General features: G+C 59.8%; 22 protein-coding genes. 11 read left to right on the plus strand and 11 right to left on the minus strand.

The genetic code is table 11. The features are described 5' to 3' along the window. Positions 1-548 precede the first annotated feature (548 nt). From cobA to SBC1_RS33590, 5 genes are all read left to right on the plus strand, one after another. Positions 549-1,355: a uroporphyrinogen-III C-methyltransferase gene (gene cobA / locus SBC1_RS33570; RefSeq protein WP_370469679.1), complete on the plus strand. Its 807-nt coding sequence runs from the start codon at positions 549-551 to the stop codon at positions 1,353-1,355. A gap of 111 nt (positions 1,356-1,466) precedes the next feature. Then, on the plus strand, positions 1,467-2,042 hold the full coding sequence (locus tag SBC1_RS33575) for an ANTAR domain-containing response regulator (RefSeq protein ID WP_165104610.1): 576 nt from the start codon (positions 1,467-1,469) through the stop codon (positions 2,040-2,042). Positions 2,043-2,051: 9 nt separating this feature from the next. Beyond that, positions 2,052-3,209: a CmpA/NrtA family ABC transporter substrate-binding protein gene (locus SBC1_RS33580; protein ID WP_165104611.1), complete on the plus strand. Its 1,158-nt coding sequence runs from the start codon at positions 2,052-2,054 to the stop codon at positions 3,207-3,209. Positions 3,210-3,581: 372 nt separating this feature from the next. Beyond that, a complete protein-coding gene (locus SBC1_RS33585; protein ID WP_165104612.1) occupies positions 3,582-4,892 on the plus strand; it encodes a YihY/virulence factor BrkB family protein in 1,311 nt (436 codons plus the stop codon). A gap of 611 nt (positions 4,893-5,503) precedes the next feature. Then, positions 5,504-6,700, plus strand: coding sequence for a porin (locus SBC1_RS33590; protein WP_165104613.1), 1,197 nt, complete (start codon positions 5,504-5,506; stop codon positions 6,698-6,700). Between the two features lie 277 nt (positions 6,701-6,977). Here SBC1_RS33590 and SBC1_RS33595 read toward each other — a convergent pair whose 3' ends face one another. The 10 genes from SBC1_RS33595 to SBC1_RS33640 all read right to left on the minus strand — a co-directional run bounded on the left by SBC1_RS33595 (position 6,978) and on the right by SBC1_RS33640 (position 18,749). Then, positions 6,978-7,847: a proteasome-type protease gene (locus tag SBC1_RS33595; RefSeq protein WP_241202323.1), complete on the minus strand. Its 870-nt coding sequence runs from the start codon at positions 7,845-7,847 to the stop codon at positions 6,978-6,980. A gap of 210 nt (positions 7,848-8,057) precedes the next feature. Continuing rightward, positions 8,058-8,855 (minus strand): transglutaminase family protein, encoded by a 798-nt coding sequence (locus tag SBC1_RS33600; protein WP_165104614.1) that lies wholly within the window; start codon positions 8,853-8,855, stop codon positions 8,058-8,060. A 33-nt stretch (positions 8,856-8,888) separates the two neighbouring features. Then, a complete protein-coding gene (locus SBC1_RS33605; protein WP_165104947.1) occupies positions 8,889-9,842 on the minus strand; it encodes an alpha-E domain-containing protein in 954 nt (317 codons plus the stop codon). Positions 9,843-9,925: 83 nt separating this feature from the next. Continuing rightward, on the minus strand, positions 9,926-11,332 hold the full coding sequence (locus tag SBC1_RS33610) for a circularly permuted type 2 ATP-grasp protein (protein ID WP_165104948.1): 1,407 nt from the start codon (positions 11,330-11,332) through the stop codon (positions 9,926-9,928). A gap of 439 nt (positions 11,333-11,771) precedes the next feature. Further along, positions 11,772-13,310, minus strand: coding sequence for an efflux transporter outer membrane subunit (locus tag SBC1_RS33615; RefSeq protein ID WP_165104615.1), 1,539 nt, complete (start codon positions 13,308-13,310; stop codon positions 11,772-11,774). A 1-nt stretch (position 13,311) separates the two neighbouring features. After that, positions 13,312-14,880, minus strand: coding sequence for a DHA2 family efflux MFS transporter permease subunit (locus tag SBC1_RS33620; protein WP_165104616.1), 1,569 nt, complete (start codon positions 14,878-14,880; stop codon positions 13,312-13,314). Continuing rightward, positions 14,877-16,049 carry an HlyD family secretion protein gene (locus SBC1_RS33625; RefSeq protein WP_165104617.1) on the minus strand — a complete coding sequence of 391 codons (1,173 nt, stop codon included), beginning with the start codon at positions 16,047-16,049 and terminating at the stop codon, positions 14,877-14,879. The genes SBC1_RS33620 and SBC1_RS33625 overlap by 4 nt, the downstream gene beginning before the upstream one ends. Before the next feature lie 637 nt (positions 16,050-16,686). Further along, complete coding sequence (locus SBC1_RS33630; RefSeq protein WP_165104618.1) at positions 16,687-17,169, minus strand: HU family DNA-binding protein; 483 nt, start codon at positions 17,167-17,169, stop codon at positions 16,687-16,689. A 434-nt stretch (positions 17,170-17,603) separates the two neighbouring features. Beyond that, the gene (locus SBC1_RS33635) at positions 17,604-17,987 is read right to left on the minus strand and encodes a hypothetical protein (protein ID WP_165104619.1); all 384 of its coding nucleotides are present in this window, start codon (positions 17,985-17,987) and stop codon (positions 17,604-17,606) included. 234 nt (positions 17,988-18,221) lie between these two features. Continuing rightward, positions 18,222-18,749, minus strand: a complete 528-nt coding sequence (locus tag SBC1_RS33640) for a hypothetical protein (protein ID WP_165104620.1) — start codon at positions 18,747-18,749, stop codon at positions 18,222-18,224. Between the two features lie 259 nt (positions 18,750-19,008). On the opposite strand from SBC1_RS33640, the gene SBC1_RS33645 reads away from it, so the two are divergent. The 3 genes from SBC1_RS33645 (at position 19,009) to SBC1_RS33655 (ending at position 20,528) form a co-directional block, all read left to right on the plus strand. Next, a complete protein-coding gene (locus SBC1_RS33645) occupies positions 19,009-19,632 on the plus strand; it encodes a LysE family translocator (RefSeq protein WP_165104621.1) in 624 nt (207 codons plus the stop codon). A 318-nt stretch (positions 19,633-19,950) separates the two neighbouring features. Beyond that, positions 19,951-20,115, plus strand: a complete 165-nt coding sequence (locus SBC1_RS33650) for a hypothetical protein (RefSeq protein WP_158939511.1) — start codon at positions 19,951-19,953, stop codon at positions 20,113-20,115. 251 nt (positions 20,116-20,366) lie between these two features. After that, complete coding sequence (locus SBC1_RS33655) at positions 20,367-20,528, plus strand: DUF1328 family protein (protein ID WP_031363615.1); 162 nt, start codon at positions 20,367-20,369, stop codon at positions 20,526-20,528. Positions 20,529-20,788: 260 nt separating this feature from the next. Here the strand turns inward: SBC1_RS33655 and SBC1_RS33660 are convergent, their stop codons facing one another. Continuing rightward, a complete protein-coding gene (locus SBC1_RS33660; protein ID WP_165104622.1) occupies positions 20,789-21,916 on the minus strand; it encodes a porin in 1,128 nt (375 codons plus the stop codon). Between the two features lie 505 nt (positions 21,917-22,421). Here SBC1_RS33660 and SBC1_RS33665 point away from each other — a divergent pair. The 3 genes from SBC1_RS33665 to SBC1_RS33675 are packed head-to-tail and all read left to right on the plus strand — an operon-like array spanning position 22,422 to position 25,129. Then, on the plus strand, positions 22,422-23,453 hold the full coding sequence (locus SBC1_RS33665) for an ABC transporter substrate-binding protein (protein WP_165104623.1): 1,032 nt from the start codon (positions 22,422-22,424) through the stop codon (positions 23,451-23,453). A 3-nt stretch (positions 23,454-23,456) separates the two neighbouring features. Further along, positions 23,457-24,290, plus strand: coding sequence for an ABC transporter ATP-binding protein (locus SBC1_RS33670; RefSeq protein WP_165104624.1), 834 nt, complete (start codon positions 23,457-23,459; stop codon positions 24,288-24,290). Continuing rightward, positions 24,290-25,129: an ABC transporter permease gene (locus SBC1_RS33675; protein ID WP_165104625.1), complete on the plus strand. Its 840-nt coding sequence runs from the start codon at positions 24,290-24,292 to the stop codon at positions 25,127-25,129. Before SBC1_RS33670 ends, SBC1_RS33675 begins: the two co-directional genes overlap by 1 nt. Positions 25,130-25,187 lie beyond the last annotated feature (58 nt).

Here is a 25,187-nt window from a genome sequence, read left to right on the forward strand (position 1 = left end):
GACGTCTCTATATCTGGCGGGCGTTTGCCGTTGGCATCACGTTTTTCGGCCGATTACGGGCGATGCTTTTTGATGCAGCGCCGCACATGCACGGTGCGACGCAGCACTGTCTGCGTGCGAGCGGAACTGCACCGTGCTTGGGCTTCCCAATCTGGTACACAAGATCAAAGAGGGATTCATAAGCGGAGATGCGCATAAGGAGCGTGGCTTCGCGCGGCGGCCGCGTTGGTGTTCGCATGGTTCGTCGCCAGGCGCGCTATGGCAATACTCGTCTGGCCTGGATATTGCCTATGCTTGACCGTGCGCGGCAACGATGTCGGGCGCATTGACAAATGCATCAACGATTCAGGACAACGGCGTCCCTTCGTGCAAGAGCACGAGCGGATGCCGTTTTTCGTTGGGGCATCATGTGTTGTCGCATCGTCCGGAAGGTCATCTGATCTGCCCGACGCGCGGCTCATGCGGCTCATGCGGCTCATTACGATCTTCGATCTTTTAAGCAACGCGGCGGCGGTTGCATTCTTGTTAAGCCGCCAAAGGACATCACAATGACAACTGGCAAGGTGACCTTGCTTAGCGCCGGTCCTGGCGATCTGGACCTGCTCACGATTAAAGCCGCCAAAGCATTGGCGGGGGCGGATATCGTGCTGCTGGACGATCTCGCCAATCCCGAGATCGTGTCGCTTGCACCTCGCGCACGCGTGATCCGCGTCGGCAAGCGCGGTGGCTGCAAGTCGACACCGCAAGCGTTCATCCAGCGACTGATGCAGCGTTATGCCCTCAAGGGACTGCACGTGGTTCGCGTGAAAGGCGGCGACGCCCTGCTGTTTGGACGTGCGGGCGAAGAGCTCACAGCGCTGCGGCACGCTCAGATTCCGGTGGAGATCATCAACGGCATTTCGTCGGGATTTGCAGCGGCCGCGAGTCTCGGGATATCGCTGACGCATCGGGAACACTGCCAGGGAGTGACCTTCGTCACGGCGCACAAGCAGGATCATGGCGAACCCAACTGGGCCGCTTTCGCGGCAACCGGCACGACGCTCGCGATCTACATGGGCATGACGCGCATCGAAAGCCTCTGCCATGCGTTGCTATCGGCAATGCCGGCATCCACCCCGGCCGCAGTCGTTCAATGGGCCGGGACAGCATCCGAGCGACGCTGGCTTGGAAAACTGGAGCACTTGGCTATTGACGCGGTGAAGGAAGGCCTGGGAAGCCCCGCCGTGATCCTCGTTGGCAATGCGATTAGCGAAGCGGTAGATTGGATGTCTCACAACGGCACTCTTGCCGTGGAAGAGCAAACCGTCTTCAACACGCGGCAAGACATCACCGAGGCGGTCCAGCATGCAGCCTGACCGCCGAAAACGGTGTCGAACAGCGCAAGCGGTCTTTATCGAGCGCGCTGATCCGCCGCCGGCCAGCGTTGCACCGGCCTTCCACGCATGAGCTATCCCGGCGCTTAATCCATGCTTCGCGTGCTGCTCGTCACCGACACCGACAAACCCATTGGCGATCTTCGCCAGGCACTCGCACGCCTGGGCTACGACATGCTAGCCGAGGTGGCGACTCCTGCGGCATTGCCCAAGGTCGTGGAAGAACAGCGGCCGGATGTGGTCATCATCGACACTGAATCGCCTTCGCGCGATACGCTCGAACAACTTGCCGTGATGAACGAGACCGCGCCGCGCCCGGTCCTGATGTTCAGCAACGACGGCGACCAGCAACTGATTCACGCCGCGGTCGCAGCGGGCGTAAGCGCTTATCTTGTCGAAGGCCTGGAGGCCGCGCGTCTCGCACCCATCCTCGAGGTCGCGCTGGCGCGTTTCGCCCGCGATGAGCAATTGCGCAAGCGGCTCGCCGAAGCCGAAAACGAACTCGCGGACCGCAAGCTGATCGACCGGGCGAAGCGCCTGTTGATGGACCGGCGCAAGATGTCCGAACCGGAGGCTTACGCCATGCTGCGCAAGCGCGCCATGGACGAGGGAATGAAGCTTGCCGAGGTTGCGCGCCAGTTGGTGTCGACGGTCGATTTATTAGGGTAGCCCTACAACATGAACACGCCCAAAGCCGCTTTGAACCGCGGCTCCAACACCCCCGAGAAGACCCACATCCGTCTTGGTTTCGTGGCGCTGAGCGATGCTGCGCCGCTCGCCGTTGCCAAGATCCTCGAGTTCGGCCACAGCCACGGCCTGACGCTCGAGCTGTGCCGGCAACCTTCCTGGGCGGCAGTGCGCGACAAGTTGTTGTCCGGCGAGATCGACGCGGCGCACGCGCTTTATGGGCTTGTGTACGGCGTGCAATTGGGCATTGGCGGACCGCAGGGCGACATGGCCGTGCTGATGGTATTGAACCGCAATGGCCAGGCCATCACGCTGTCGAACCCGCTGGCCGAAGCGTTTAACGAAAGCGGCAACTTGAAGGAGGCGCTTGCGACGCTAGGCCGTCCTCCCGTCTTCGCACAGACCTTTCCGACCGGCACGCACGCGATGTGGTTGTACTACTGGCTCGCGGCTCTTGGCGTGCATCCGCTGCGCGACATTCGCAGTATCGTGATTCCGCCACCGCAAATGGTCGATGCGTTAGCCGAGGGCCAGCTCGACGGATTCTGCGCCGGTGAGCCGTGGAACGCGGTTGCCGAGGCGCGTCACGCGGGCAGGACCGTCGCGATCACGAGCCAGATCTGGCCGGACCACCCGGAAAAGGTGCTGGCCAGCCGGCGCGATTTTGTCGCGCGTTATCCGAACACGGCGCGCGCGCTGGTCCAGACAATGCTCGAAGCGTGCCGGTGGCTCGACGGCCCCGCGCATCGCGCCGACATCTCCACGTGGCTCGCCGCGCCGGAACTGTTAGGCGTGCCGCAGGAATTAATCGCGCCACGGCTGCTCGGCGACTATGACGCGGCGCAATTCCCCGGGCAGCCGCTTCCGCTCCCCATCAGTTTCTTCGATAAAGGCGCCGTCAACTATCCACGGCCGTCCGATGGCTTGTGGTTCCTGACGCAATATCGCCGATGGGGTTTGCTAAGCGGCGCTCACGACGACGCCGCCATTGCATCGGCGATCAGCCAGACGGCGCTGTATCGCGAGGCCGCCGCATTGGCGGACGTTCGCGTGCCGGACGAGATCCGCGCGGACGTGCTGGTCGACGGGCGCGTCTGGGACGGACAAGATCCCGCGGCCTATCTCGACGGGTTCGCCATACGTGCCTGACGCTGTGGGCGCCACTTTGGGCACGTTCGTCGCTGGCTGCAACGGCTCTGCGATGCATGTCACCGTGTGACGGCCGGGCTTTCATTCGCCCATTCGCGCACCCATTCCCGCACCGATTGAAAAACCCGCTGCCCCTGAACGTAGAACTACGTAAAACAAACTTGACGATTGGTGGCGAAACTGCGCGCGAAAACTATCCAAACGGCCTATGAGCCCCGTTTGTGTTGCCAAGCTGCGACAAGATGACGGATGCTCCATGAGCCCCGCCACGCGGTAGTGTGAGCGTAGGCTTGCCGCCCGTGGAACGCATCGTGCTCCGACGCATTTCAAACCGCCAAGATCATCATCACCATCATCGAAGTTGAGGTTTCCATGAGTACGTTGTCCACCGAGAAAATTCACGCTGCGGTGAAAAAGGACGCATCCTGGGTGATGGGCGCGCTCAGGAAATTTGGCGAGGACCGCTGTGCGGCCATGGCTGCGAGCATCGCGTTCTACTCCGCGTTTTCGCTGGCGCCAACGCTGGTCATGGTCATCGCTGTGGCCGGCTGGGTTTTCGGGGCCGACGCCGCGCGCGGTGAGTTGTTCCATCACGTCAATGGACTGCTTGGCGATCAGGCCGCGGCGAGCGTGCAGAGCATTGTCGAGAATGCCCACCGTAGCGGGGGCACCGGTGCCGCCGCCGTGATCTCGTTCGTGTTGCTGGCGGTGGGTGCGTCGGCGACATTTTCATCGCTAAACACCGCGCTGAATCTCGTGTGGCCGCTGACCGGCGAGCAGAAATCCAGCGTTTTCGCGCTGGTGCGGGTTCGGCTGATCTCGTTCGGGCTGGTGCTGGGCGTAGCGTTCCTGCTGATCGTCTCACTAGTCCTCGATACCGCCATCCAGGCCGTGGGCACATGGCTTTGGGGTAATTCGCCTTTCGTGGTCATCGGCGACATTGTGCAACTGGTGGTCGGACTGGTGGTTCTCTCGCTCGCGTTCGGGGCGCTCCTGAAGTTCCTCCCCGACGGCCGGGTGCACTGGCGGGACGCACTGGTCGGCGGGTTCGTTGCCGCAATCCTGTTTTCCGTCGGCAAAAAACTGTTTGCTTTCTACCTGGCCCACGCGGGCACGGCGAATTCGTTCGGCGCGGCAGGCTCGCTGGCCGTGCTGCTGATGTGGCTGTACTTCTCGGCAGCAGTCCTGCTGCTTGGCGCGGAGTTTTCGGCCGCGCGAGCACGTTTGCACGATCCCCGCGGCGCGTGGGGCCTGCAAAGCACCCGCGTTCCGCCGGGCAGCCGCGCCAAGATCGGCTCGATGCTGGCGGGCTCGACCATCCCTAGAGCCGACCGTGTGGATGTGGACAACCCCGGGACCACAAAAGCCTTTGCGGTCGTGCCGGGACGGACGCGGGCAGCCATCGAACGGCGGGCCGAACACTCGCAGCATTTGACACAGCAGGCGCGCCAACGGGTGTCGGCGCTAAGCACTGCGTTGACCCTGAGCCGCAAGCTGGCCCGTGCAGAGACTGCCGCCACTCGGGTGACGGCGCAGGCCATGGTCGATTGCGGGCGCAAGGCGGTCCAGGCAAATGATTTGGTGAAGCGGCATCCTTGGCGTGCCGTGTTGCTGGCCGGCGGTGCAGGTTTGGCGCTCGCGCTGCTAACGGGACGCGACCAGCCCCCGGCAAACGACGAATAACGCTGGCGAGCCCAACGGAATCAAGCGCGAGAAAGAGTCCCGAACTGGCGTGATCCGCGACACGGCAATTTTCCGTGTCAACAGCCTGACTGCCCGAAATCGCATGGACCAGTCGCGGCTGGAGGCGAGCGCCTTTGTTGCGATGGATGCAAGAATCAGGCTTTCAACGAGTAAGGATGTTGGTAATACGCAACGCATAAACTCGCCTCGGGGCGCCGGGCTTTAACGGACCGCGCCAAGCCGCCGCCCGGCGTAAACCCTCGCGGAACCTATATGCAGCGCTCCTCCTGAGCGCAACAGCTTTCCCCGCGAACACCTCGGGTATATCTCGCTTATAACGCCCAATTAGTTAAAAACTAATAAAGATCACCCATTTTCACTGAATCAATTGCATTAAAAGGAACTTTCTGAAAGCACCTTTGTCGGTGCCCTTTCACTAGATGAATCAAAGGCCAAAGCCTTGACAGGCTTGCCTTACAAGACATCACACGGTCGAACATAAAGTGTCTTTTTTTCGAGACACGTTTTAATTTTTCAGTTCTTAAGTTTTGTAACGCTGCGTTATTCTCTGCGCCGGCAACAACGAATTTAATCCTCGCGTGGAGAACCTGATGAAACGTTTCGCACTGACTTCCCTTTCGCTGGCACTGCTCGGCACAGCTGGCGTGGCTCACGCGCAAAACAGCGTGACCCTGTATGGCGTGATCGACGCCGGTCTCAGCTATGTTAACCACGCGTCCGGCAACGAGCATCTGGTCGCCGCCAACGCCGGTACCCTGTCGGGTGACCGTTGGGGCCTGAAGGGTCAGGAAGACTTGGGCGGCGGTTTGAAGGCAATTTTCCAATTGGAAAACGGCTTTAACACGTTCACAGGTGGGTTGAACCAAGGTGGTCGCGAATTCGGTCGTCAGGCATTCGTCGGTTTGACGGCGGACAAGCTGGGTACGGTCACTCTCGGTCGTCAATACGATCCGCTCGTCGACATGGTGCAAGGCATCACGGGTGACAACTACTGGGCGTCGATTGTTGGTACGCCGGGCGACGTCGACAACTACGACAACAGCTCGCGTGTGAACAACGCTGTGAAGTACGTTTCGCCGAACTATGCGGGCCTGCAATTCGAAGGCATGTACGGCTTCAGCAACGGCGCTGGTACGACAGGCCAAGGCCAGACGTGGAGTGGTGCAGTTGCGTATAACAACGGCCCGTTGGGTTTGGCGGGTGGTTACTACTACACGAACAACCCGACCGCAGGCCGCGTGACGCCGGCGACGGCCACGACGGACGCATCGGGTAACTGGAACGGTTCGTCGGACAATATCGTCGACAGCGCAATCAACGCCGGCTATGTGTCAGCTCACTCGATCGCAATCGCCCGTGCTGCCGCGCAATACGCTATTGGCCCCGTGACCGTTGGCGCTTCGTACAGCAACGCGCAATACACGAACGACGGCCATTCGATCTTCACGTCGAAGGAAAAGTACAACATCGGCAGCGTGTTCGCGAACTACCAGGTTACGCCAGCGTTCCTGGTCGGCGCAGGCTACACGTACGAAAAGGCTTCTGGCGATACGTCTGCTACGTACAACCAAGTCGGCGTCGGTGCGGACTACACGCTGTCCAAGCGTACGGACTTCTACGCAGTTGGCGCTTACCAGCACGCAAGCGGCACGCAAGCCCTGAACTCGGTCAATCCGGTAACGGGCGTTCGGAACACGCAAGCCGCACAAGCTTCGATCGGTTCGTTCGGCTACAACGGAACGAGCACGCAGGAACTCGTGATCGTCGGTATCCGTCACAAGTTCTAAAGCCGGACCCGGCTCGCAGCGTTTCACTGCTCAGCGCGCCGATTCCGACTGCGGTTCAAAAAACAGCCATCGGCTTCGCCGATGGCTGTTTTTTTATGCACGTGGGGTACCGGTCGCCAGGTTGCAGCGATCAATCAATACTCCGAAGCCGAAAACAAGAACGGCCCAATCGACGTAAGCCGATTGGGCCGTTCTTGTTCATGCCGCCTATCTTGCAGAGCCCGTGATGCTCTCGCCGACACCCGCTCTTAGACCGCCTCTACTACTCCAGTCGGATTCAATGCTGCGACCGACCGCTTCCCGGATGCATCAGCGTCTGAAATGGCGGCGCTGACGTGTCGGGTTCTGCGCGCAGGTCGCTGCCTGTCACGCGCGGCACGTTCGATATCGTTTCACGTGCCCGCAACGGCACATTGGCGGGATCGGCCCAGGTCGGATTCGGAATCTCCCCGAAGATCTGCCGCAGCCTCTCACCCCATGTGCGATGAATCATCTGGAAATACTGGTTGTCGTTATCAATCGTGGAGAACCGCGTGACCTGCAACGCGTCCTTCTCATACACGAGCAGATCGAGCGGCAATCCCACTGACAAATTGGAGCGCAGCGTGGAGTCCATGGACACCAGCGCGCATTTTGCAACTTCGTCCAGCGGTGTGGATGCCGTGACAACGCGATCGATGATCGGCTTGCCGTACTTCGATTCACCGATCTGGAAATACGGACTGACCGGCGTCGACTCCACGAAGTTGCCTGCCGAGTAGATCATGAACAGGCGCGTATTGCCCCCACGAATCTGGCCGCCGAGAATAAAGCTGCAATTGAAGTCGACGCTGAATTCCGCGAGCGTGGCCGCATCCCGCCGATGTACCTCGCGGACCGCATCGCCCACCAGCCGCGCCGCTTCCGCCATGGTGGCTACGTTATACAGCGTGGTCTTGTCTTCGGGCGCCGGTTCCGACAGCAGTTGCATGACTGCTTGCGTCAGCGCGAGATTACCCGCGGCGAGGAGCACGAGGACGCGGTCGCCGGGCTGTTCGAAGACCGCCATCTTGCGAGCTGCGCTCACATGGTCCACACCGGCATTCGTGCGGGTGTCAGACAGGAACACCAGTCCTTCGTCAACGCGCATTGCCACGCAATAAGTCATGCGCCAATTCCTGAAAGAAGCAAATTTGTATTGTAATCGGGTATTCGCCCGGATCGGGTCGATTGCGGGGACTCGTGACCAGGCACCATCATCCGGCAAACGCGCTACCTCACCTTCCATAGTTATCGGCAGATGGGTGGCGCTGCTTGAATATCATGGCGCCGAAGAAATCCGGGCGCAGCGACGAGTGACGCCGCTCAGCTCGTCAGCTCACTGGTCGGCCGTCGCCTGCACTGAAACGTCCACGCTCATGCGCTCTTCCTTGCCACCCACGCGCGAGCCGCGCACGGGTGCAGCCGCCTCATAGTCGCGTGCAACTGCAAGCCGGCAGTACCGGCCGCTGGCGAACGCGGTATGGGTGACGTCCACCGACACCCAGCCGTCGTCGATCCACACATCCACCCACGCGTGGCTCGCGGCGTGCGGGACATCGCCCGGATCGATGTAACCGCTCACATAGCGCGCCGGGAGGCCCCGGGCGCGGCAACACGCCAACATCAGGTGAGCATGATCCTGGCACACACCGTTACCGAGCTTCAGCGCCTGCGCAGCGGTACTCGTGACCTCGGTGACGCCCGCCTTGAACTGCACCTTTGCTTCGATATTTTCCGCCAGCGCAATCAGCGCCGACGGTGAATCGAGCCTGGACACCGAGTTCGCCAGTTCGCGAATTGCTGCGTCCGGCTCGGTCAGCGCGGTCGCGCATGTGTAGTGCTGCAGAGGAATCAGGCCGGGACCGTCGTTGAGGCGGCCGCCGTCCAGCAACGTGGTTTCCACCTGACCGGTAACGGAAAGATGGATCTCCATATGGGGTTTCGTCAGCACCAGCGTATGCAACGTGTTGGAGTACGCGTCGCGGGTGACGTCGAGCTTGCCCACGGTATCAATATTCCAGCGCCGCACCAGCTGCGCCGACCCGTTGGCGGGCGTCATGCGCAGTTGCTGGATGGAGTACTGCACCGGCACGGCGTAACGGTAGCTTGTGTGATGACGAATGGTCAGAAGCATGATGGGTTCCAGGACGGTGCGGGACGGATGCGTTCAGGCAAGGGGCAACATGAGGAAGGTGCGCATCACGCGAACACCGAGCTCATCGACCCGTTTCAGGAATTGCGTCAGATACGCGTGCACTCCGGTTTCAAGGATCTGGCGGATATCCATGTACAGCACGTCCGCGCGCAGCTTGCCGGCGAAACGTTCACACTCGTTCGAGCCGCTGGTGCGCAGCTTGTCGAGCGTCGCAACAACACCATCCAGCGACGCCAGTAGCGAGCGCGGCATCTGCGGGTTGAGGATCAGCAGTTCCACTACCCGCGACGGCGTCACAACGTCGCGATATACCTTCCGATAGATTTCCAGCGCGGACACCGAACTCAAGATGGAAGTCCAGTAGTAGAAGTCCTCCAGTTGACGCGCGGCTTCACGCGAGTTTGGTTCAGCATCGGCGAAACGCACGTCCAGGATACGCGCCGTGTTGTCCGCGCGTTCCAGGTACATGCCAAGCTGGATGAACCAGAACGCGTCGTCCTGGAGCGCGGTGCCGACCATCACGCCGCGACACAGATTCGAGCGGTACTTGACCCATTCGAACAGCATGTCCGGGCTTTTTTCGAGCTCGCCCGCCGTGAGTTTTTCGCCGAATTCGAGCCACGTGAAATTGATGGTCTCCCATGCTTCCGTGGTCAGCGTGCCGCGTACGGCACGCGCGTTTTCGCGCGCCGCGTGCAGGCAGGAATTGATGCTCGACGGATTGCCGGTATCGGCGACCATGAAGTGCAGCATGTCCTCGCGCGAATCCGAGCCCGGGAAACGCTCCTCGAATTTCGATTCGAGTTCCGAAATACGCAGTACAGAGCGTTGTGCGCGGGCGGCCTGATCCGGCGTCTGCGGCAGCAGCATGCCCTTCAGGTTGATATCGAGCATGCGGGCGGTATTTTCCGCACGCTCCATGTAGCGAGCCATCCAGAAAAGGTGATCGGCTGTGCGGCTTAGCATCATGATGGCGTTCCGTTGTTGTGTGGCGCGCGCAGGCGCAGCGCTTGGTAGCGCGCCCCGTTGCGAACAATCCCGGTGGGTGCTTAGTCCACCATCCAGGTGTCTTTCGTGCCGCCGCCCTGCGACGAATTCACGACGAGAGAACCCTCCTTCAACGCCACGCGAGTCAGGCCGCCGGCGGCCATCGTCACTTCTTTACCCGACAGCACGAACGGCCGCAAGTCGATATGGCGCGGCGCAATACCCGACTCCACGAAGGTCGGGCATGCGGAGAGCGCCAGCGTAGGCTGGGCGATATAACCGTCCGGCCGCGCGATCAGGCGTTCGCGGAACGCCTCGATTTCCGCTTTCGTCGATGCCGGCCCGACCAGCATGCCGTAACCGCCTGCGCCGTGGACCTCCTTCACGACCAGCTCGGGCAGATGCGCGAGCGTGTAGGCGAGATCGTCAGGCTTGCGGCACTGGAATGTCGGCACGTTGTTCAGGATCGGTGTTTCGCCGAGGTAGAACTCGATCATGTCCGGGACGAACGGATAAATGGATTTATCGTCGGCAATACCGGTGCCCATCGCGTTGGCCAAGGCCACGCGGCCCGCACGATACGACGTCAGTAGTCCCGGCACGCCGAGCGCCGAATCCGCGCGAAACGCGAGCGGGTCCATGAAGTCGTCATCCAGCCGCCGGTAGATCACATCGACGCGTTTCGGCCCTTGCGTCGTGCGCATGAACACGTAGTTTTCATCGACGAATAGATCCTTGCCCTCCACCAGCTCCACACCCATTTGCTGCGCGAGGAACGAGTGCTCGAAGTACGCCGAGTTGTACATGCCCGGCGTGAGCACCACCACGTTGGGGTCGTCCACGCCCGCTGGCGCGATCGAGCGCAGCGTTTCGAGCAGCAGATCCGGATAGTGCGCGACCGGTGCAATGCGGTTCTGCACGAACAATTCGGGGAAGAGCCGCATCATCATCTTGCGGTTTTCGAGCATGTAGGACACGCCCGACGGCACTCGCAGGTTGTCTTCGAGCACGTAGAACTCGCCCGCGTCACCCGCGCGCACCACGTCCACGCCAGCGACGTGCGCGTAGACGTCGAGCGGCACGTCCACGCCTTGCATCTCGGGGCGATATTGCGCGTTCGTGTACACCTGTTCGGCGGGAATTTTCCCTGCCCGGACGATGTCGTGATCGTGGTAGACGTCGCGAATGAACATATTCAACGCGCGTACCCGCTGTCGAAGGCCGGCTTCCAGCTTGCGCCATTCATCGCCGGGGATGATGCGCGGAATCATGTCGAAGGGAATCAGGCGCTCGGTGCCCGACAGATCGCCGTTCACGGCGAACGTGATACCAACACGCCTGAACAGCAGATCGGCTTCAGCGCGCTTGCGTGCGATGGTTTCGGGGCTTTGAGTGGAAAGCCACCGGGAGAAACGTGCGTAGTGCGCCCGCACGGTTTCCTCGTGACGCATTTCGTCGTAGATCTGCATCTTGCGTCCTTTTTTGATCGCGGCCTGATGCCGCCTGTGCGTGGAAATGCCGGCTCGATACCGCTCTTCAAGCTGGGCCACGCCTGTCCGACGCTTAGGTAGTTTCAGTATCCACAATTAAGCAACAGACGTGCCATTTTTTCTACTACTTGTTTTTACTCATTGTTTTGGCGAGTTAGGGGGAAGTTTGCTTCAAATAAGTGCGCAGGGGTAGGGCGGTTGGCTGACGCGGTAGAGTGGGCGCCCGATTTTGGTGCGGAAGGGGGCGTTCACACTCGGGGTGGAGTTGTCTGGCCCGAGGCGAATTGGATTAGGGATTAGCGGTCGGAGTTCATGCCGAGTGCTCTCTGGCAACTACGAGTTGCCTACCGGCCCCACGGCCTCGCGTGTCCACGCCGGGTGTTTGCACTCGCGCCCTGCTGTCTGGGGCGCCCCGCCCTTAGCGTAGCCCCACAGCCTCCGGCGCCACCTGCCATCCGCCGCCCAGCGCCTTATATATAGCAATCAGATCCGTCGTCACGCTGACCGTCGATTGCGCGAGTTGTTGTCGCGTCTCCGCCAACTGGCGCTCAGCATCGAGAACCGTGATGAACGTCACCAACCCCTTCCGATAACTCTCCGTCGCTAACTCCAGGCTGATCCGGTTGGCCTCGACCGTGCGCGTCAACGCCTCCCGCCGGTCCTGATCCGTCCGGTACGACACCAGCGCGTTATCCACGTCCTGCAGCGCCTTCAGCACCGTCGAGCGATATTGCAACGCCGCCTGACCCGCCTGCGCCTTCGCTATCCGCACGTTCGCCCGCAACGCCCCGCCCTCGAAGATCGGCAGCGAAATACTCGGCCCGACCGTCCAGAAGAGACTCGACCAGTGCGCCAGATATTTTGCCTCGAGGGCACGCGTACCCACGTTCCCCGTCAACGATACATCCGGGTACATCTGCGCCACCGCCACGCCAATCTCAGCGGTGGCCGCATGCAGATCACTCTCCGCACGGCGAATGTCAGGACGCCGCCGCGCCAACGTAGACGGCAAACCAATCGGCACGCTCGGCGGCACCGGCGGGACAGCGCCCGGCACTTCCAACTCGGCATCCAGCGCCCCCGGCGCACTCCCGGTCAATACGGCAAGGCCGTTCATTGCCTGCGCAATCTGCGCATCGAATTGCGGTAGCTGGGCCTGCAAGGATCCCACCTGCGCAGTCGCACTCTGTACGTCACTCTCGCTCGTCAGACCCACGCGCGCCTGCTCACGCGTCAAATTGAGGATCTGCTGCTCCGAATCGATCTCGGCCAGCGTGATCCGCTTGAGTAATTGCGCCCCGCGCAGTTGCGAATAAGTCTGTGCAACCTCTGCCTCAAGCGAGACAAGGGCGTCGTTGCGATTCTCTATCGCAGATTCCGTCTGCGCATTCGCTGACTCCACCGAACGCCGTACGCGCCCAAACAAATCGAGTTCCCACGATGCATCGAAACCATCCTGGAAGAGACTCACCGGCGCCGTCAAGGAATTCAGGGCGCCAGTCACGCCCGCACTGTCGGGCCCGAGCGCGTTGACCTTGTCATACACACCCTGCGATTGCAGCAAGCCCTTCAGACCCAGTTGCTCGCGCTTATAGCTTGCGTTCGCGCTGACTTGCGGCAACCCCTGCGCGCCCGATACCACCGCCTGTTCGCGCGCCGCCTCAATGCGCAGCACCGCGCTCTGCAAATCCAGGTTGCCCGCCGCCGCGCGGTCGATCAGCGAATCCAGCGTGGCGTCGTTAAACTGCCGCCACCAGCGAGGATCGGGATCGGCGTGGGTATCCACCAGCGACGGCGCGCTCGCATGGGGGAAACGCATGTCGTCCGGCGGGTTCTGCACGCGCTGCAAATCCTGCCAGTTAGCCGGGGCCTTCGCGTCGGGCGGCGTGAAATTCGGACCGACTGAACACGCGCCGACAAACATTGAAAGCAGCAAGGGAATCAAGCGTTTGCGCATCTCAATGCCCTCCTCCGCCACCCGAGGCCTTCACCGGTGAAAAGAAAAACGTGATCGGCACGAAGCACAATGCAAAGATCGCCACCGCGCCGAATACGTCGAGGTAGGCCAGGATCGTCGACTGTGAAATGGTCTGCTTGTACATCAGTCCGGTCGCGGTGGTCATGGCCTGCTGCATGGTCTGGCCCATGTCCATCAGCGTGTGCGTGAGACGTTGTATCGAGTCGTTGTAGTTCGGGTTCAACGGCGTCATGTGCTCGGACAAGTGCGCCATGTTCGCCTGCGTGCGCTCGACGATCGACGCGGTGGCGAGCGAAATTCCAATCGATCCCGCCACGTTGCGGAACATCGTGAACAACGCGGAAGCGTCCGCATTCTCGGACGCCTTCAGCGTCAAATACGCCAGCGTGGTGATCGGTACGAACAGGAATGCAATGGCGATGGATTGCGAACTTCGCATGATCGTCAGCGTCTTGAAGTCGATGTTCGGCACCAGGTGATGCGTATAAAACAACGCGCACGCCATCAGGGAAAAACCGAAGCCGACCAGGTAGCGGGTTTGTATGATCGGCATCAGCTTGCTGACCACCGGAATGATGGCCACGATCATCAGCGCGCCGGGCGACAACACGAGGCCCGCGAGCGTCGCGGTATAACCCAGTTGCTGCTGGGCAAGCTGAGGCACGAGCACCGCGCTGCCATAGAGGATGGCCGCAAAACCCACCATGCATACCGAGCCCAACGCGAAATTCTTGTCCTTCAATACGCGCAGGTCGACCACCGGTTTCTTCGCGTAAAGCAGCCAGAAGATCGCGCCGACTATACCGACGAGAGACAGAATCGCGAAGGTCGTGATGAAACCGGATTTGAACCAGTCATCGTCCTCACCCCGGTCGAGGAATACTTGCAGGCAGCCGAGACCGAGCGCAATCAAGCCAATGCCGGTGAAATCGAGGCCCAGTTCGCGGCGATCTTTTTTCCGCTCCCACGGCGGGTCTTCAACAAACTCCATCACCGCAATCGTTGTAATCACGCCGATTGGCACGTTGATGAGGAACACCCAACGCCATGTGAGGTTATCCGTGATCCAGCCGCCGAGTGTGGGGCCGATCACCGGCGCCACCACGATCGCTACAGCCGAAATCGAGAATGCACGGCCGCGCTGCTCGGGCGGGAAGGTATCGAGGATGATGGACTGCTGGTTCGGTTGCAAGCCGCCGCCGAAGAAACCTTGCAAGACCCGGAACACAATCAGTTGCCACAGGTCGGTGGCCAGACCGCACAACAGCGAACAGACCGTAAACGCGCCGATGCAAATCAGGAAATATCGCTTACGTCCCAGCAGTTTCGAGAAAAATGCGGAGATGGGAAGCACAATGCCATTCGAGACAAGATACGCGGTCAGCGTCCAGGTGGCTTCGTCGTAGCTTGCAGACATCGCGCCCGAGATGTGCGGCAGCGCGACATTCACAATGGTCGTGTCGAGCACTTCCATGAATGCCGCGAGCGTGACCACAACCGCAATCAGCCAGGGATTGGACTTCGGTTTCCAGCCGGCATGATCGCTCATTTCAGCATCACCTTCGGAACCACGGAGAGTCCGAGCGGCAGCGGAAGATCGGGCTGCAATCCGCTGTCGATAAGAATCTTGACCGGCACGCGCTGCACGATCTTCACGAAGTTGCCCGTCGCATTTTCAGCGGGGAACGCCGAAAAACGCGAGCCGCTGCCGAGCTGGATACTATCCACGTGACCGTGCAGCTTCAGGTTGGGATAAGCATCGACGGATACATCCACCGAGTCCCCGGGACGCATGCGCTCGAGTTGCGACTCCTTGAAGTTGGCCGTGACCCAGACAGTCGTAGTCACCAGCGAAAAAATCGACGTTCCCGCTTGCAGGAACGTGCCGTACTGCACGTTACGTTTGGTGACCCAGCCGTCAGCCGGCGCACGCAATTCCGTGTAAGACAGGTTCAACGCGGCCGCTTCCACCTGCGCCGCGGCCTGTTCAACCTGCTGCCGGCGTTCCTCGACCGTGGCCTGCGCCTGGCTGATTTGCTGTGGCACGAGGCTCGCGGTTTTCACTTGCGCCTGTGCCTGCGCGACGTTGGCCAGCGCGCTCTTCTGCTGGGCCGTCGCGGTGTCGATATTTTGCTGCGACGTCGCCCGGATATCGACCGTACGCTGCCGTTCATAGGCCGCGCGCGTCTGCACCAGGTTCGCTTGTGCGCTTTGTTCCTGTGCCTTCGCCTGGGTCAGCTGCGCGGGATATTGCACTCGGGCAATATCCAGTTGCACCTGAGCCGCGTTAAGTTGTGCCTTCGCCAGACCGAGTTGGGCGTTCGCCTGGTCCAGTTGAGCCTGATAGTCGCGAGGATCGATCTTGATCAGCAGGTCGCCCTTGTGCACGAACTTGTTGTCGCCCAGGTTCATGACCACGACGTAGCCCGAGACCTTCGGCGCGATTGTCACGGCATCGCCGTCGGTGTACGCGTCGTCTGTGCTGACCTGGTTGCGGGTCGCGAACCACCAGATCAAACCGCCCAGGATCAGCAGCACCACAACGACTGCCAGGATAATCAGCGGCTTTTTGCCCGGACCTTTCTTTTGCCCGTTAGATTGGTCATTGGACTTGTCTCCGGCGCCGTTCTTATCGCTATCGTTCTTTTGGGCGCCGCGGGTTGAATCGTCCCCGGCTTTGTCTCGATCATGGTCAGGTCGTGCGTCTTGATCTGGCATCAGGCCCCCTCTCACTCATTGAAACGTGGAATGACACAGGTGTCTGTCTGGTCACTCCCCAGGTCGCAGGTCGACAGAATGGGAATCTCTTGCTCTTGAACTTTTTCTCTTTATTCACGCAACGGTTCGGCGTAAGGGCAAGCTTTAAGCAAACCACGTGCCGTTGTTACCTAGTGAAGGACAAGCCGCTTTCAGTTTGTTTTCACGCGGTTAGGCCCGCGATTGAGAGCGCCGTGCGGCGTAAGCGTATTCGATCGCGCCATTCATGTTGGGCGCGAAGCCGAACGGTTTCCACACCTTTCATGACTAGCTGGGCACCCCTTCTTTCTGCGCTCGTTTCAGGTAAATGGCCGCGTAAATGTGACATTGATAGCGCGTTCCTTCCCGCACTCTCTTTATCCGGGATCGGCGTTGTTTTTCCCTGCGAACTTCCAGTTGCTGCATTGCGTGCGGGTTCGAAAACCGTCATTGATCGAAAGCTATTTTGCCGCGTTTTCTTCGAAGGATCTCGTTAATCCCGCCCTGAAGAAGTAGGCAAAAAAATGGCCGATTCCTCGCGGAAACCGGCCATTTTTTTTCGACTACGGTTCGCCTCTACTCCTGCGCTGCCATAGTCCTTCGATGCTGTTCCGTCAGCTTACGCTGCGGCATCCTTCAACTTCTTCAACGCACGTGCCTTGATACGCACGCTCGCCGGCTTCGCGTCAAACCAACGGTCTTCACCCGAGAACGGGTCCTTGCCGAAGCGCCTCTTCTTCGCCGGCACGACTTGCGCCGAAATCTTCAAAAGACCCGACAGCGTGAACTCGCCCGCGCCCTTCTTGTGAACCGCACCAAGGATGGTGTCCTCGAGTGCCGACAGGACAGCCTTCACTGCTTTCAGGTCGACAGTCGCACGGTCCGACAGATGCGCGGCGAGCGATGCCTTCGTGAACGTGTCCTTGATCGGCGACAGCGTTGACGTCGTCTTCACGGCAGCTTTCTTCGCCACAGTAGCCGGCGTCGATGCAGCCTTCTTGGCAGCGACCTTCTTGACGGGCGCTGCTGCGGTCTTCGTTGCAGCCTTGGGAGCAGCTTTGGTCGCAGCTTTCTTAGCAGCGGTTTTTGCGGAAGTCGGCATGTTTCTCCTACCTGTTGAGGTCAGTGTTTTTAGAATACGGTCGCGTGAATGCATCCGTATCAACGCCGGATTCTACAAGCGCCATTGAACTTCGTGCGAGTCTTTTTGTGTTTCTAACCCATTTTTTAAGGGGTTTTCGTTACAAGCGTCTGTTTTATGGTGACAAGGATAGCCGCACGATCAACGGATAGTGATCCAATGCCACTCGCGACAAGCGACCTTCGATACACGTCGACCCATACAAGACGCTCGCCCGAATGCACCCAGATGCGATCCAAAGCGAACAACGGATAGCGTGTTGGAAAGGCACGTGGAGAGCATGCGCGATGGAAATGCGAGACTAGCTGACACAGCGTCCGGCTATAAATAAACCACTCGTTGAGGTTGCCCAGAAGGGTCCCCGGCATGGCCGGCGTATTAAAACTTTGCAACACTTACTCGACCTGTGCGCGTCTTTCTCGCGACGCCAGCCCCAGATACGTTGCGGCAACACGCCACGTCTCACGGTCGCAATCGAGGTGCGAGTCCAGCGTGCCGCACGGACCGCACCTATCGGAAAGGGCGTCATCACTGCGTTGCCGTAGCGTTGCGTCAGGGTATCGAGCGGGAGGCCGGCGACTGCGTGGAGGCCCAGTCATGCGCCGTAATATCGCGAGCACATCGGGCGCGATGCTGCCTCCCAGTGGCACTGACCGCAGTACGAAGATGTCGGTATCGATTTCCGCGAGCGCCGCCGCAATGCGCTCGGAGGCGAACTGGTCGTCTACACCCACCGCGCCGTGCATGTCTTCTGTATCGACCTCGTGCATTGATGTCATGGGCTAAGCTCACCCGCTTACCGGAAGCGTTCGGCGCCTCTGCCTCGACATCAATCACGCGTCGTGCAGGTCAGCGCCTCGCGCTCGCCGTGTCGTTCGCCTTCGCCCGCGCGTTCCTTGCATCATCGAACGATTGTTGAGATTCGCCGATCGGACCAGCAACGGGCCGTCGTCGACCACCATCAGTTTTCTGTGAACGCTCATGCAACCCGTTTCGAGCTTCGGTACGCTCGGCTACGTCATGTGACACCGGTCGTGCACATCCGCTTGCGTGAGCGATCCGTGCAGCGCGCCCATCGTCATTTCCTGGAGCCAGCCACTCTGCTTGCGCGGCGCGACGATGTCGAGATCGGGACCATCGAGCTTCTCGTGCAACGCGCCGCCGATCGAACCGCCGTGAAATACGGGTTCTATGTAGATGCGGCGCGTTGCGCGAGGAATGGCATCGAGATATTGCTGGCGGATTTTGTGAATGACGGGTCGGTCGGCGAAGGCGAGGTCGGTCAGCGACATCACGGTATCAGCGTTATCCAAGTCCATCGCGCGCGGCGGCCACGGATCGTTGTCCGTCATCGCGAGATGCAGGTGGAAACACGAAGCGCCGCTCGCGCGCGTGTTCGCATCCCGAAGGACACGAAAATAATCGGAGCCATCGATCAGCAAACTAAAACGATCAGCATGCCGAACGCTGTCGCAATTGCGGACCGGCTGAAAAAACGCTTCGGTGCTCACGCGGCCATCGAATTCGAACGGATTCTTCAACAGATCCGCCGGGAGCAAAAACGGCGCGACGTGGGGACGTGGGATAGATCATGCCGATGAAGTCGATGAAGCAACGGCTGATATGACGATTTTTGCAAATGCCCTGCCCGATTGCGCGCTGCGCAAAAACGTGCGCACCGTACAGGAAATGATTCGATCATCTGTACCGGTACTGTACAGATCAGATCTCCTAAACTGACGCCAGCGGACACTTACTGATCCGATTCAACTCCTGCTTTGGGAAACACCAGGAAACACCATGCATCTCGACACTGCAGCCTTACTGACCGCACTCCCGGCCGCGGTGCTGTTCGCGCTCGTCACCACCATCACGCCCGGTCCGAACAACACCATGCTGCTCGCGTCGGGAGTGAACTTCGGATTGCGGCGCACGGTGCCGCACGTGCTCGGGATCAGCGTGGGCGTAGCCATCCTGATGGTGCTGGTCGGTCTCGGTGTGGGGCAGGCATTCGCGCGTTTTGCGTGGGCTTACACGGTGCTTGAAACGTTAAGCGTGGCGTACCTGCTGTATCTCGCGTGGAAGATCGCGACTTCGTCGACCATGCAGGTTCGGGACGGCGAGCGTCGGCCCATGCGCTTTATCGAAGCGGCCGCGTTTCAGTGGATCAACCCGAAGGCATGGATGATGGTGCTGACAGCCGCGACCACTATCCATTTGCATTCGAGCTTTTCGATGAATGCTGTCTTGATGGCGGTGGTGTTCATCGTGGTTGGATTGCCATGCATCACCATGTGGGCCGCATTCGGCACGTCCATGCGGCGGCTGCTCACGCAACCACGCTGGCTGCGTGCTTTCAACTGGACAATGGCTACGCTGCTCGTGTTGTCTTTGTATCCGATCGTCGAGCGTGCGTTGGCATGATGGCTTGGTGAGGTAAAGACGCGATAACGGACGTATTGAAGTAATCGTGTAATCAGTGTTGCCGGCGTTTCACTTGCAGCTACTTGATTTGGGAGTTCCGGGTTCAGATCCAGCCTATTTTTTCGTAGGCGGCGCATACTGGTCCATGCCTGCCGTCGCGCAAAATATGCAGCCTGATTGCAACTTTGGCCGTAAAAAGCGGCAAGAAATGCGCACACTCCGTTATCGCGGGGGATCGACAGGCATGTACGAAGCTTGCTGCCCGATCAACTCGCGCCACTGTTGGCGCGGCTTTGAAATCTCCCAAGGAGTTACGCCATGTCTGGAGCAAACCGCCCGTCCGGTCCCGCAACACGCAAGTCCCTCGATCTCGCCGACCAAATTGAACGCGATGAACTCGAGAACCAACTGCCGGATGCGCTAAACCACGCCGACGATGACGACCTCGACGACGAACCCGACACCGGCAAGCCCCGCCGATAACATCTCTCCTCCTTAACCGCGCGCGAAAGCGCGTCATCCATGCCGCACTCGCGCAACGCAGTGCGGCTTTTTTGTGCGTGGATTGTTTTTGACCCTTATTTTCCAGAGTGAATGGTTCTGGGCACGGCGGTTGCTCTGAGTTCGGGCGCTGCGGGAAGCGTTGCCCTGGCGGCGCAGTTCAAGCAGTAAGGCGGCGAAGGCGTCAAGCCAGCACGCAAACCAATCCGATAATCGACCCTTTGGAGGGCTTCATGCTTCGATACGCTGTCATCTTTTTCATCATCGCGATCATCGCGGCATTTTTCGGCTTCGGCGGAATCGCTAGTGGTGCAACCGAAATTGCGAAGATCCTGTTCTTCATCTTCATCGTGATCTTTCTGGCAACGTTGTTGCTCGGCGTATTTCGGCGATGAAGCAAGTTCGCGCTTTGACTGCCTTGATCCAAGGCGCGAACGCTGGTTGCGTAAGACGAAAAGCCTCGCGAGAAGCGAGGCTTTTCCATTTGGCGCGACTGCCCGCATGCAATAGAGTTTGTTCATCGATTCCCGTCTCATAACGGGTTCGCCTGCTACTGCGCTGTTCTCCGAAGTAGGTTGAGTTTGCGCTTATCGATCAAATTCAGCCAACTCGCCGGAGTGTCCGAACACAAGTTCGGCCGTTCAAGCAGCATTCCTTACCATTTAATGCGCATGCCGAGCACAGCAGAGACCTGAGATTTGGTACTCGACGGCGACAACGTATAGATCTGCGCGAATTGCGCGTCCCCCGCGGCTCTCTGATAAATGCCCACGAGGAAGAGATCAGTTCTCTTGCTGAGGAAGTAGTCGACGCCCGCGTTCACCTGATGCCATTTCGGGCTGTTGTTCTGCGGATGGTACTGCCCAGTGGTAAAGATATAGGCCGCACCAACCATCACATCGGGCCTCACGTAATCCGTAAGCGATATCTCATAGTTCTGCAGCGTGAGCCGTGAGGCATCAAGATAGTCGAATCGCACGTCGGTATAGAGCAGCGAAAGGCTTGCTGTACCCAAGGCATAGGCTCCGCCCGTGCCAAACATTCTTTGCTTGCGTACACCGGATGAAGTTGCCGGATTCGTGAGGAATGGCGACGTATAGCCGTAGTCGCCCACCACCGCGCCGGCTGAATTGTTAGCGTCGTTCGGCATGTTGACCTGAAGAAATGCCGCTCCAGCCGTCACAGGCCCATTGTGATACTGCACGCCCGCACTGTAGGCGTTGTTGTCCGAAAAATCGCCCGCCTTGTTTGAGAAGCCGTACAGGCCCTCGAATTGAAGCCCGGCGTATTCGACACTTTTGTACTGGACCGCGTTGTTGATCCGGAATGTGTCGAACACATTGTCGCTGTCGCCAATGTGAGCGCCGTAGGCTGCAAACTGGCACGCCGACTCGAAGGTGCACAACGTCACGGCCTCATCGTATTGCCGCCCAAGCGTCACCGTACCAAGTGTGTTTGACGACAAACCGACGAAAGCCTGCCGGCCAAATTCGCGGCCGCCCTGCGAGAGCGCCCCCGTGCCAATGCTGTAGCCATTCTCCAATGTGAAGATGGCTTTCACGCCACCACCGAGATCCTCCGCGCCTTTCACGCCCCACCGCGGCGTCTGCATAGGACCGCTTGCGAATTGCCAGGTCGAGTGCCCTTGCTGGTCGGCCCCTTTCTGATTGTTCGCATAAACAATTCCCACCGATACCAGGCCGTAGAGGGTCACGCTGCTTTGAGCGAATGCGCCCTGACAGGCCAGAGCAGTTGCGGCAAGAACAACGAGACGTCGATTCATGATTCCCCTGGATGTTTGTTTAAGCACGTGAAAATTAAAGATGCCGTTTTCTATTAATTAGGATCACGAATATAAATGGATGCCGCATGGGCATCCGTTCTTCGATGAACCTTCAGGTCACTCCGCACCTGCCAGACCGAAATCGCCTTCTGACCTCACGGTCAAGGACGTTTCATTGCATGCGGATTCGTCTCTGCTTGAACCGATTTTTGCGGAACAAAAATCGGCCTGCCTAGCACTGAATTTAACTCCCGGTGATCGATTTTTTAGCGCACGTCTATACCGGATGCGTGCTAAACGCGCGCGGCCGGTCTCCGCACTCGTCTCTTTCTCAGCATCGGAAAGCTAGCCGTAAACCAAGGTACCGCTCTAATTTCGGCATCGCTTATCTGCAAAATTGATGCTTGCGGGGACACTTTCGGCTACTGACAATGAATTTCGCCGGCAACACCGCGTGCTACGAGACCGGCCCCCTTGCATCCATGAAGGACCATCGGAGATGAAGATGTCAGAGATCGAAAGTGCCGGACGCCGGCGTTTGCTGCGAATGTCACTCGCGGCAGGCGGCATGGCAACGGCGGGCGCACTGCTTTCGGTGCGGGCGTTCGCGAGTGGTAAGGCAACTGTCAGCATGCAGCTCGGGTGGATCCCGGGCGGCAATCAGGTGGGTGAAGTCGTCGCCAAGCGGCTCGGTTACTACGAGCAGGAAGGAATAGATTTTCAGATCCAGCCGGGTGGCCCGAACATCGACGGCGTGGCCATTGTCGCCTCGGGGCGCTGTGAAACGGGCGAGATTTCGTCAAGTCCGTCAATCATGCTGGCGGTTTCGGAGAGTCTGCCGATCAAATGCATCGCCACCGGACTGCAGCAGCATCCTTACACGTTCTTTTCACTCAAGAAAAAGCCGATTCGCTCGCCGCAAGACATGATCGGCAAGCGGGTCGGTATTCAGTCGACGGGAATGGTGTTGCTCAAGGCGCTGCTCGCGAAAAACAAGATCCCGGAGAGCCAGGTCGAGATCGTGCCGATCGGTGCGGACATGATGCCGCTCCTGAGCGGCCAGGTCGATGCCGTGACCGGCTGGCAAACCAACACCACGGCACTCAAGGCGCTTGGGGCGGACCGCGTCGATTTGCGCTTGTGGGATACCGGCGTGCGCCTTTATGCGTTGCCGTATTACACAACCACCGCAATGCTGCGGGACCATCCGGACACCGTCGCGAGCTTCCTGCGCGCCACCGCGCGCGGCTGGAACTATGCGAACACCCATCGCGACCAGTCGGTCGATCTGCTCGTCAAGGAATACCCGAACCTGAACCGGGCGGACGAGCGCGTCGCCATTGATTCGCTGATGAGCTATGCGTTCAATAAGACCACGCAGACCCAGGGCTGGGGCGCGATGGATACGAGCGTCTGGGAAGAACAGATCTCCATGTACGCGCAGCTCGGTCAGTTTCGGGCGCAACCGCCGAAGGTCGGGGACGTCATGACACTGGACATCCTCAAGGCCACCCTTTCCTCTCGCCTCACGGTGTAAAACATGCATGCTGCCACTATCAATCCGCTACGAGCGGAGGTGCCTCACTCGTCCGTTGCCGCGCCGCACGACAGCGCAGTTGCAATCAGCTGCCGCAATATTAACGTCCGCTTCTTTACGGACCGGCGCAGCGTCATCGCCATCGAAGGCTTGAGCCTCGACGTCGCGCAAGGCGAATTTCTCACACTGCTGGGTCCTTCAGGCTGCGGGAAATCGACCTTCCTGAGAGTCGTCGCCGACCTCGTCAAACCAAGCCGCGGCGACATCAGCGTGCTCGGCGTGGCACCTCGGGTCGCGCGCCTGCGCCGGGACATCGGCTTCGTGTTTCAGGACGCAGCGCTGCTGCCCTGGCGCACCGCCATCCAGAATGTACAGCTGCCACTGGAAGTTGCTGAAGGCCGTGCGCGAGCCGGGCGGGCCACGCCGCGCGAACTGCTGGAGCTCGTCGGCCTCAAGGGTCGCGAGGACGCTTATCCGCATGAGATGTCTGGCGGGATGCGCCAGCGCGTCGCGATCGCACGGGCGCTTGTCAGCGACCCGAAAGTACTGTTGATGGACGAGCCGTTCGGAGCACTCGACGAAATCACGCGCGACCGCCTCAACGAAGAGCTGCGCCGGGTCTGGAAGGAACTGGGACTTACAACGCTGTTCGTCACGCACAGCATTTATGAAGCGGCGTTTCTCGGTCAGCGCGTCTTGATGCTTGCCGCCAACCCCGGGCGCGTGAAAGAGATCGTGCCGGTCGGCCTGCCTGAAGACCGCACGCTCGATATCCGGGAAACACCCGAATTCGTTGAACTTTCCGCCTATTTGCGGCGTGTGCTGGAGACCTGCTGATGACACCCACCGACATCCGTCTGAACCTGCCGCCCCAATCGGCGGACCCCGAAGCGCAGGCCTATCTCGCTCGCCGTCGCCAGCAGATCTGGCGCGCGCGCATCTTGCCAATCCTTGGCGTGGCGGGGCTGTTGTTTACGTGGTGGGCAGTGGTAGCAGGCTTTCACGTAAAGCCGTTTATTGCGCCGTCGCCCTGGCTCGTGGCGCAAACGCTCGTCAGCAAAAGCGACGTGCTGCTGCAGAACATGGTGCCTACGGCCATTGAGGCGTCGGCGGGCTTTCTGCTCGGTAACCTTACGGCGATTCTGCTTGCCACCGTCTTCGTTCACAACAAGACGCTGCAGGACATCTTCTATCCGGTCGCCGTGATGATCAATTCGATCCCGGTAGTCGCGAAGGCGCCCATCCTCGTGTTGATCATGGGCAACGGCCTCGAACCGAAAATCACGATCGCCGCAATTGTCTGCTTCTTCCCGACGCTGGTGAACATGGTCCGCGGGCTGCAGGCGGTCAATCCGCAGGCGATGGAACTGATGCAGATCCTGTCGGCCAGCAAGCGCGAGATCTTCTTCAAGCTGCGTCTCTACGCTTCCCTGCCCTATCTGTTCTCCGCACTGCGCATTGCTGCGTCGATGTCGGTGATCGGCGCGGTAGTCGGCGAATGGATCGGCTCGACGCAGGGTATTGGCGCCATGATCATCCAGGCAACCTACAGCTTCGATTCAGCCTTGCTGTACACGGCAATCATCATGAGCGCGGTCTTGTCCGGCCTCTTCTTTCTGGTGATCGCAATACTCGAACGCTGGCTCATTACATGGCAGCCCGAAGCTTCCCACTGAGCCGGACGCGAGGCACCAAGTGCGACAAGCTCGCGAACAACACTTACTTCCGAGAGGA

Source organism: Caballeronia sp. SBC1, from assembly GCF_011493005.1.
Classification (GTDB): Bacteria; Pseudomonadota; Gammaproteobacteria; order Burkholderiales; family Burkholderiaceae; genus Caballeronia.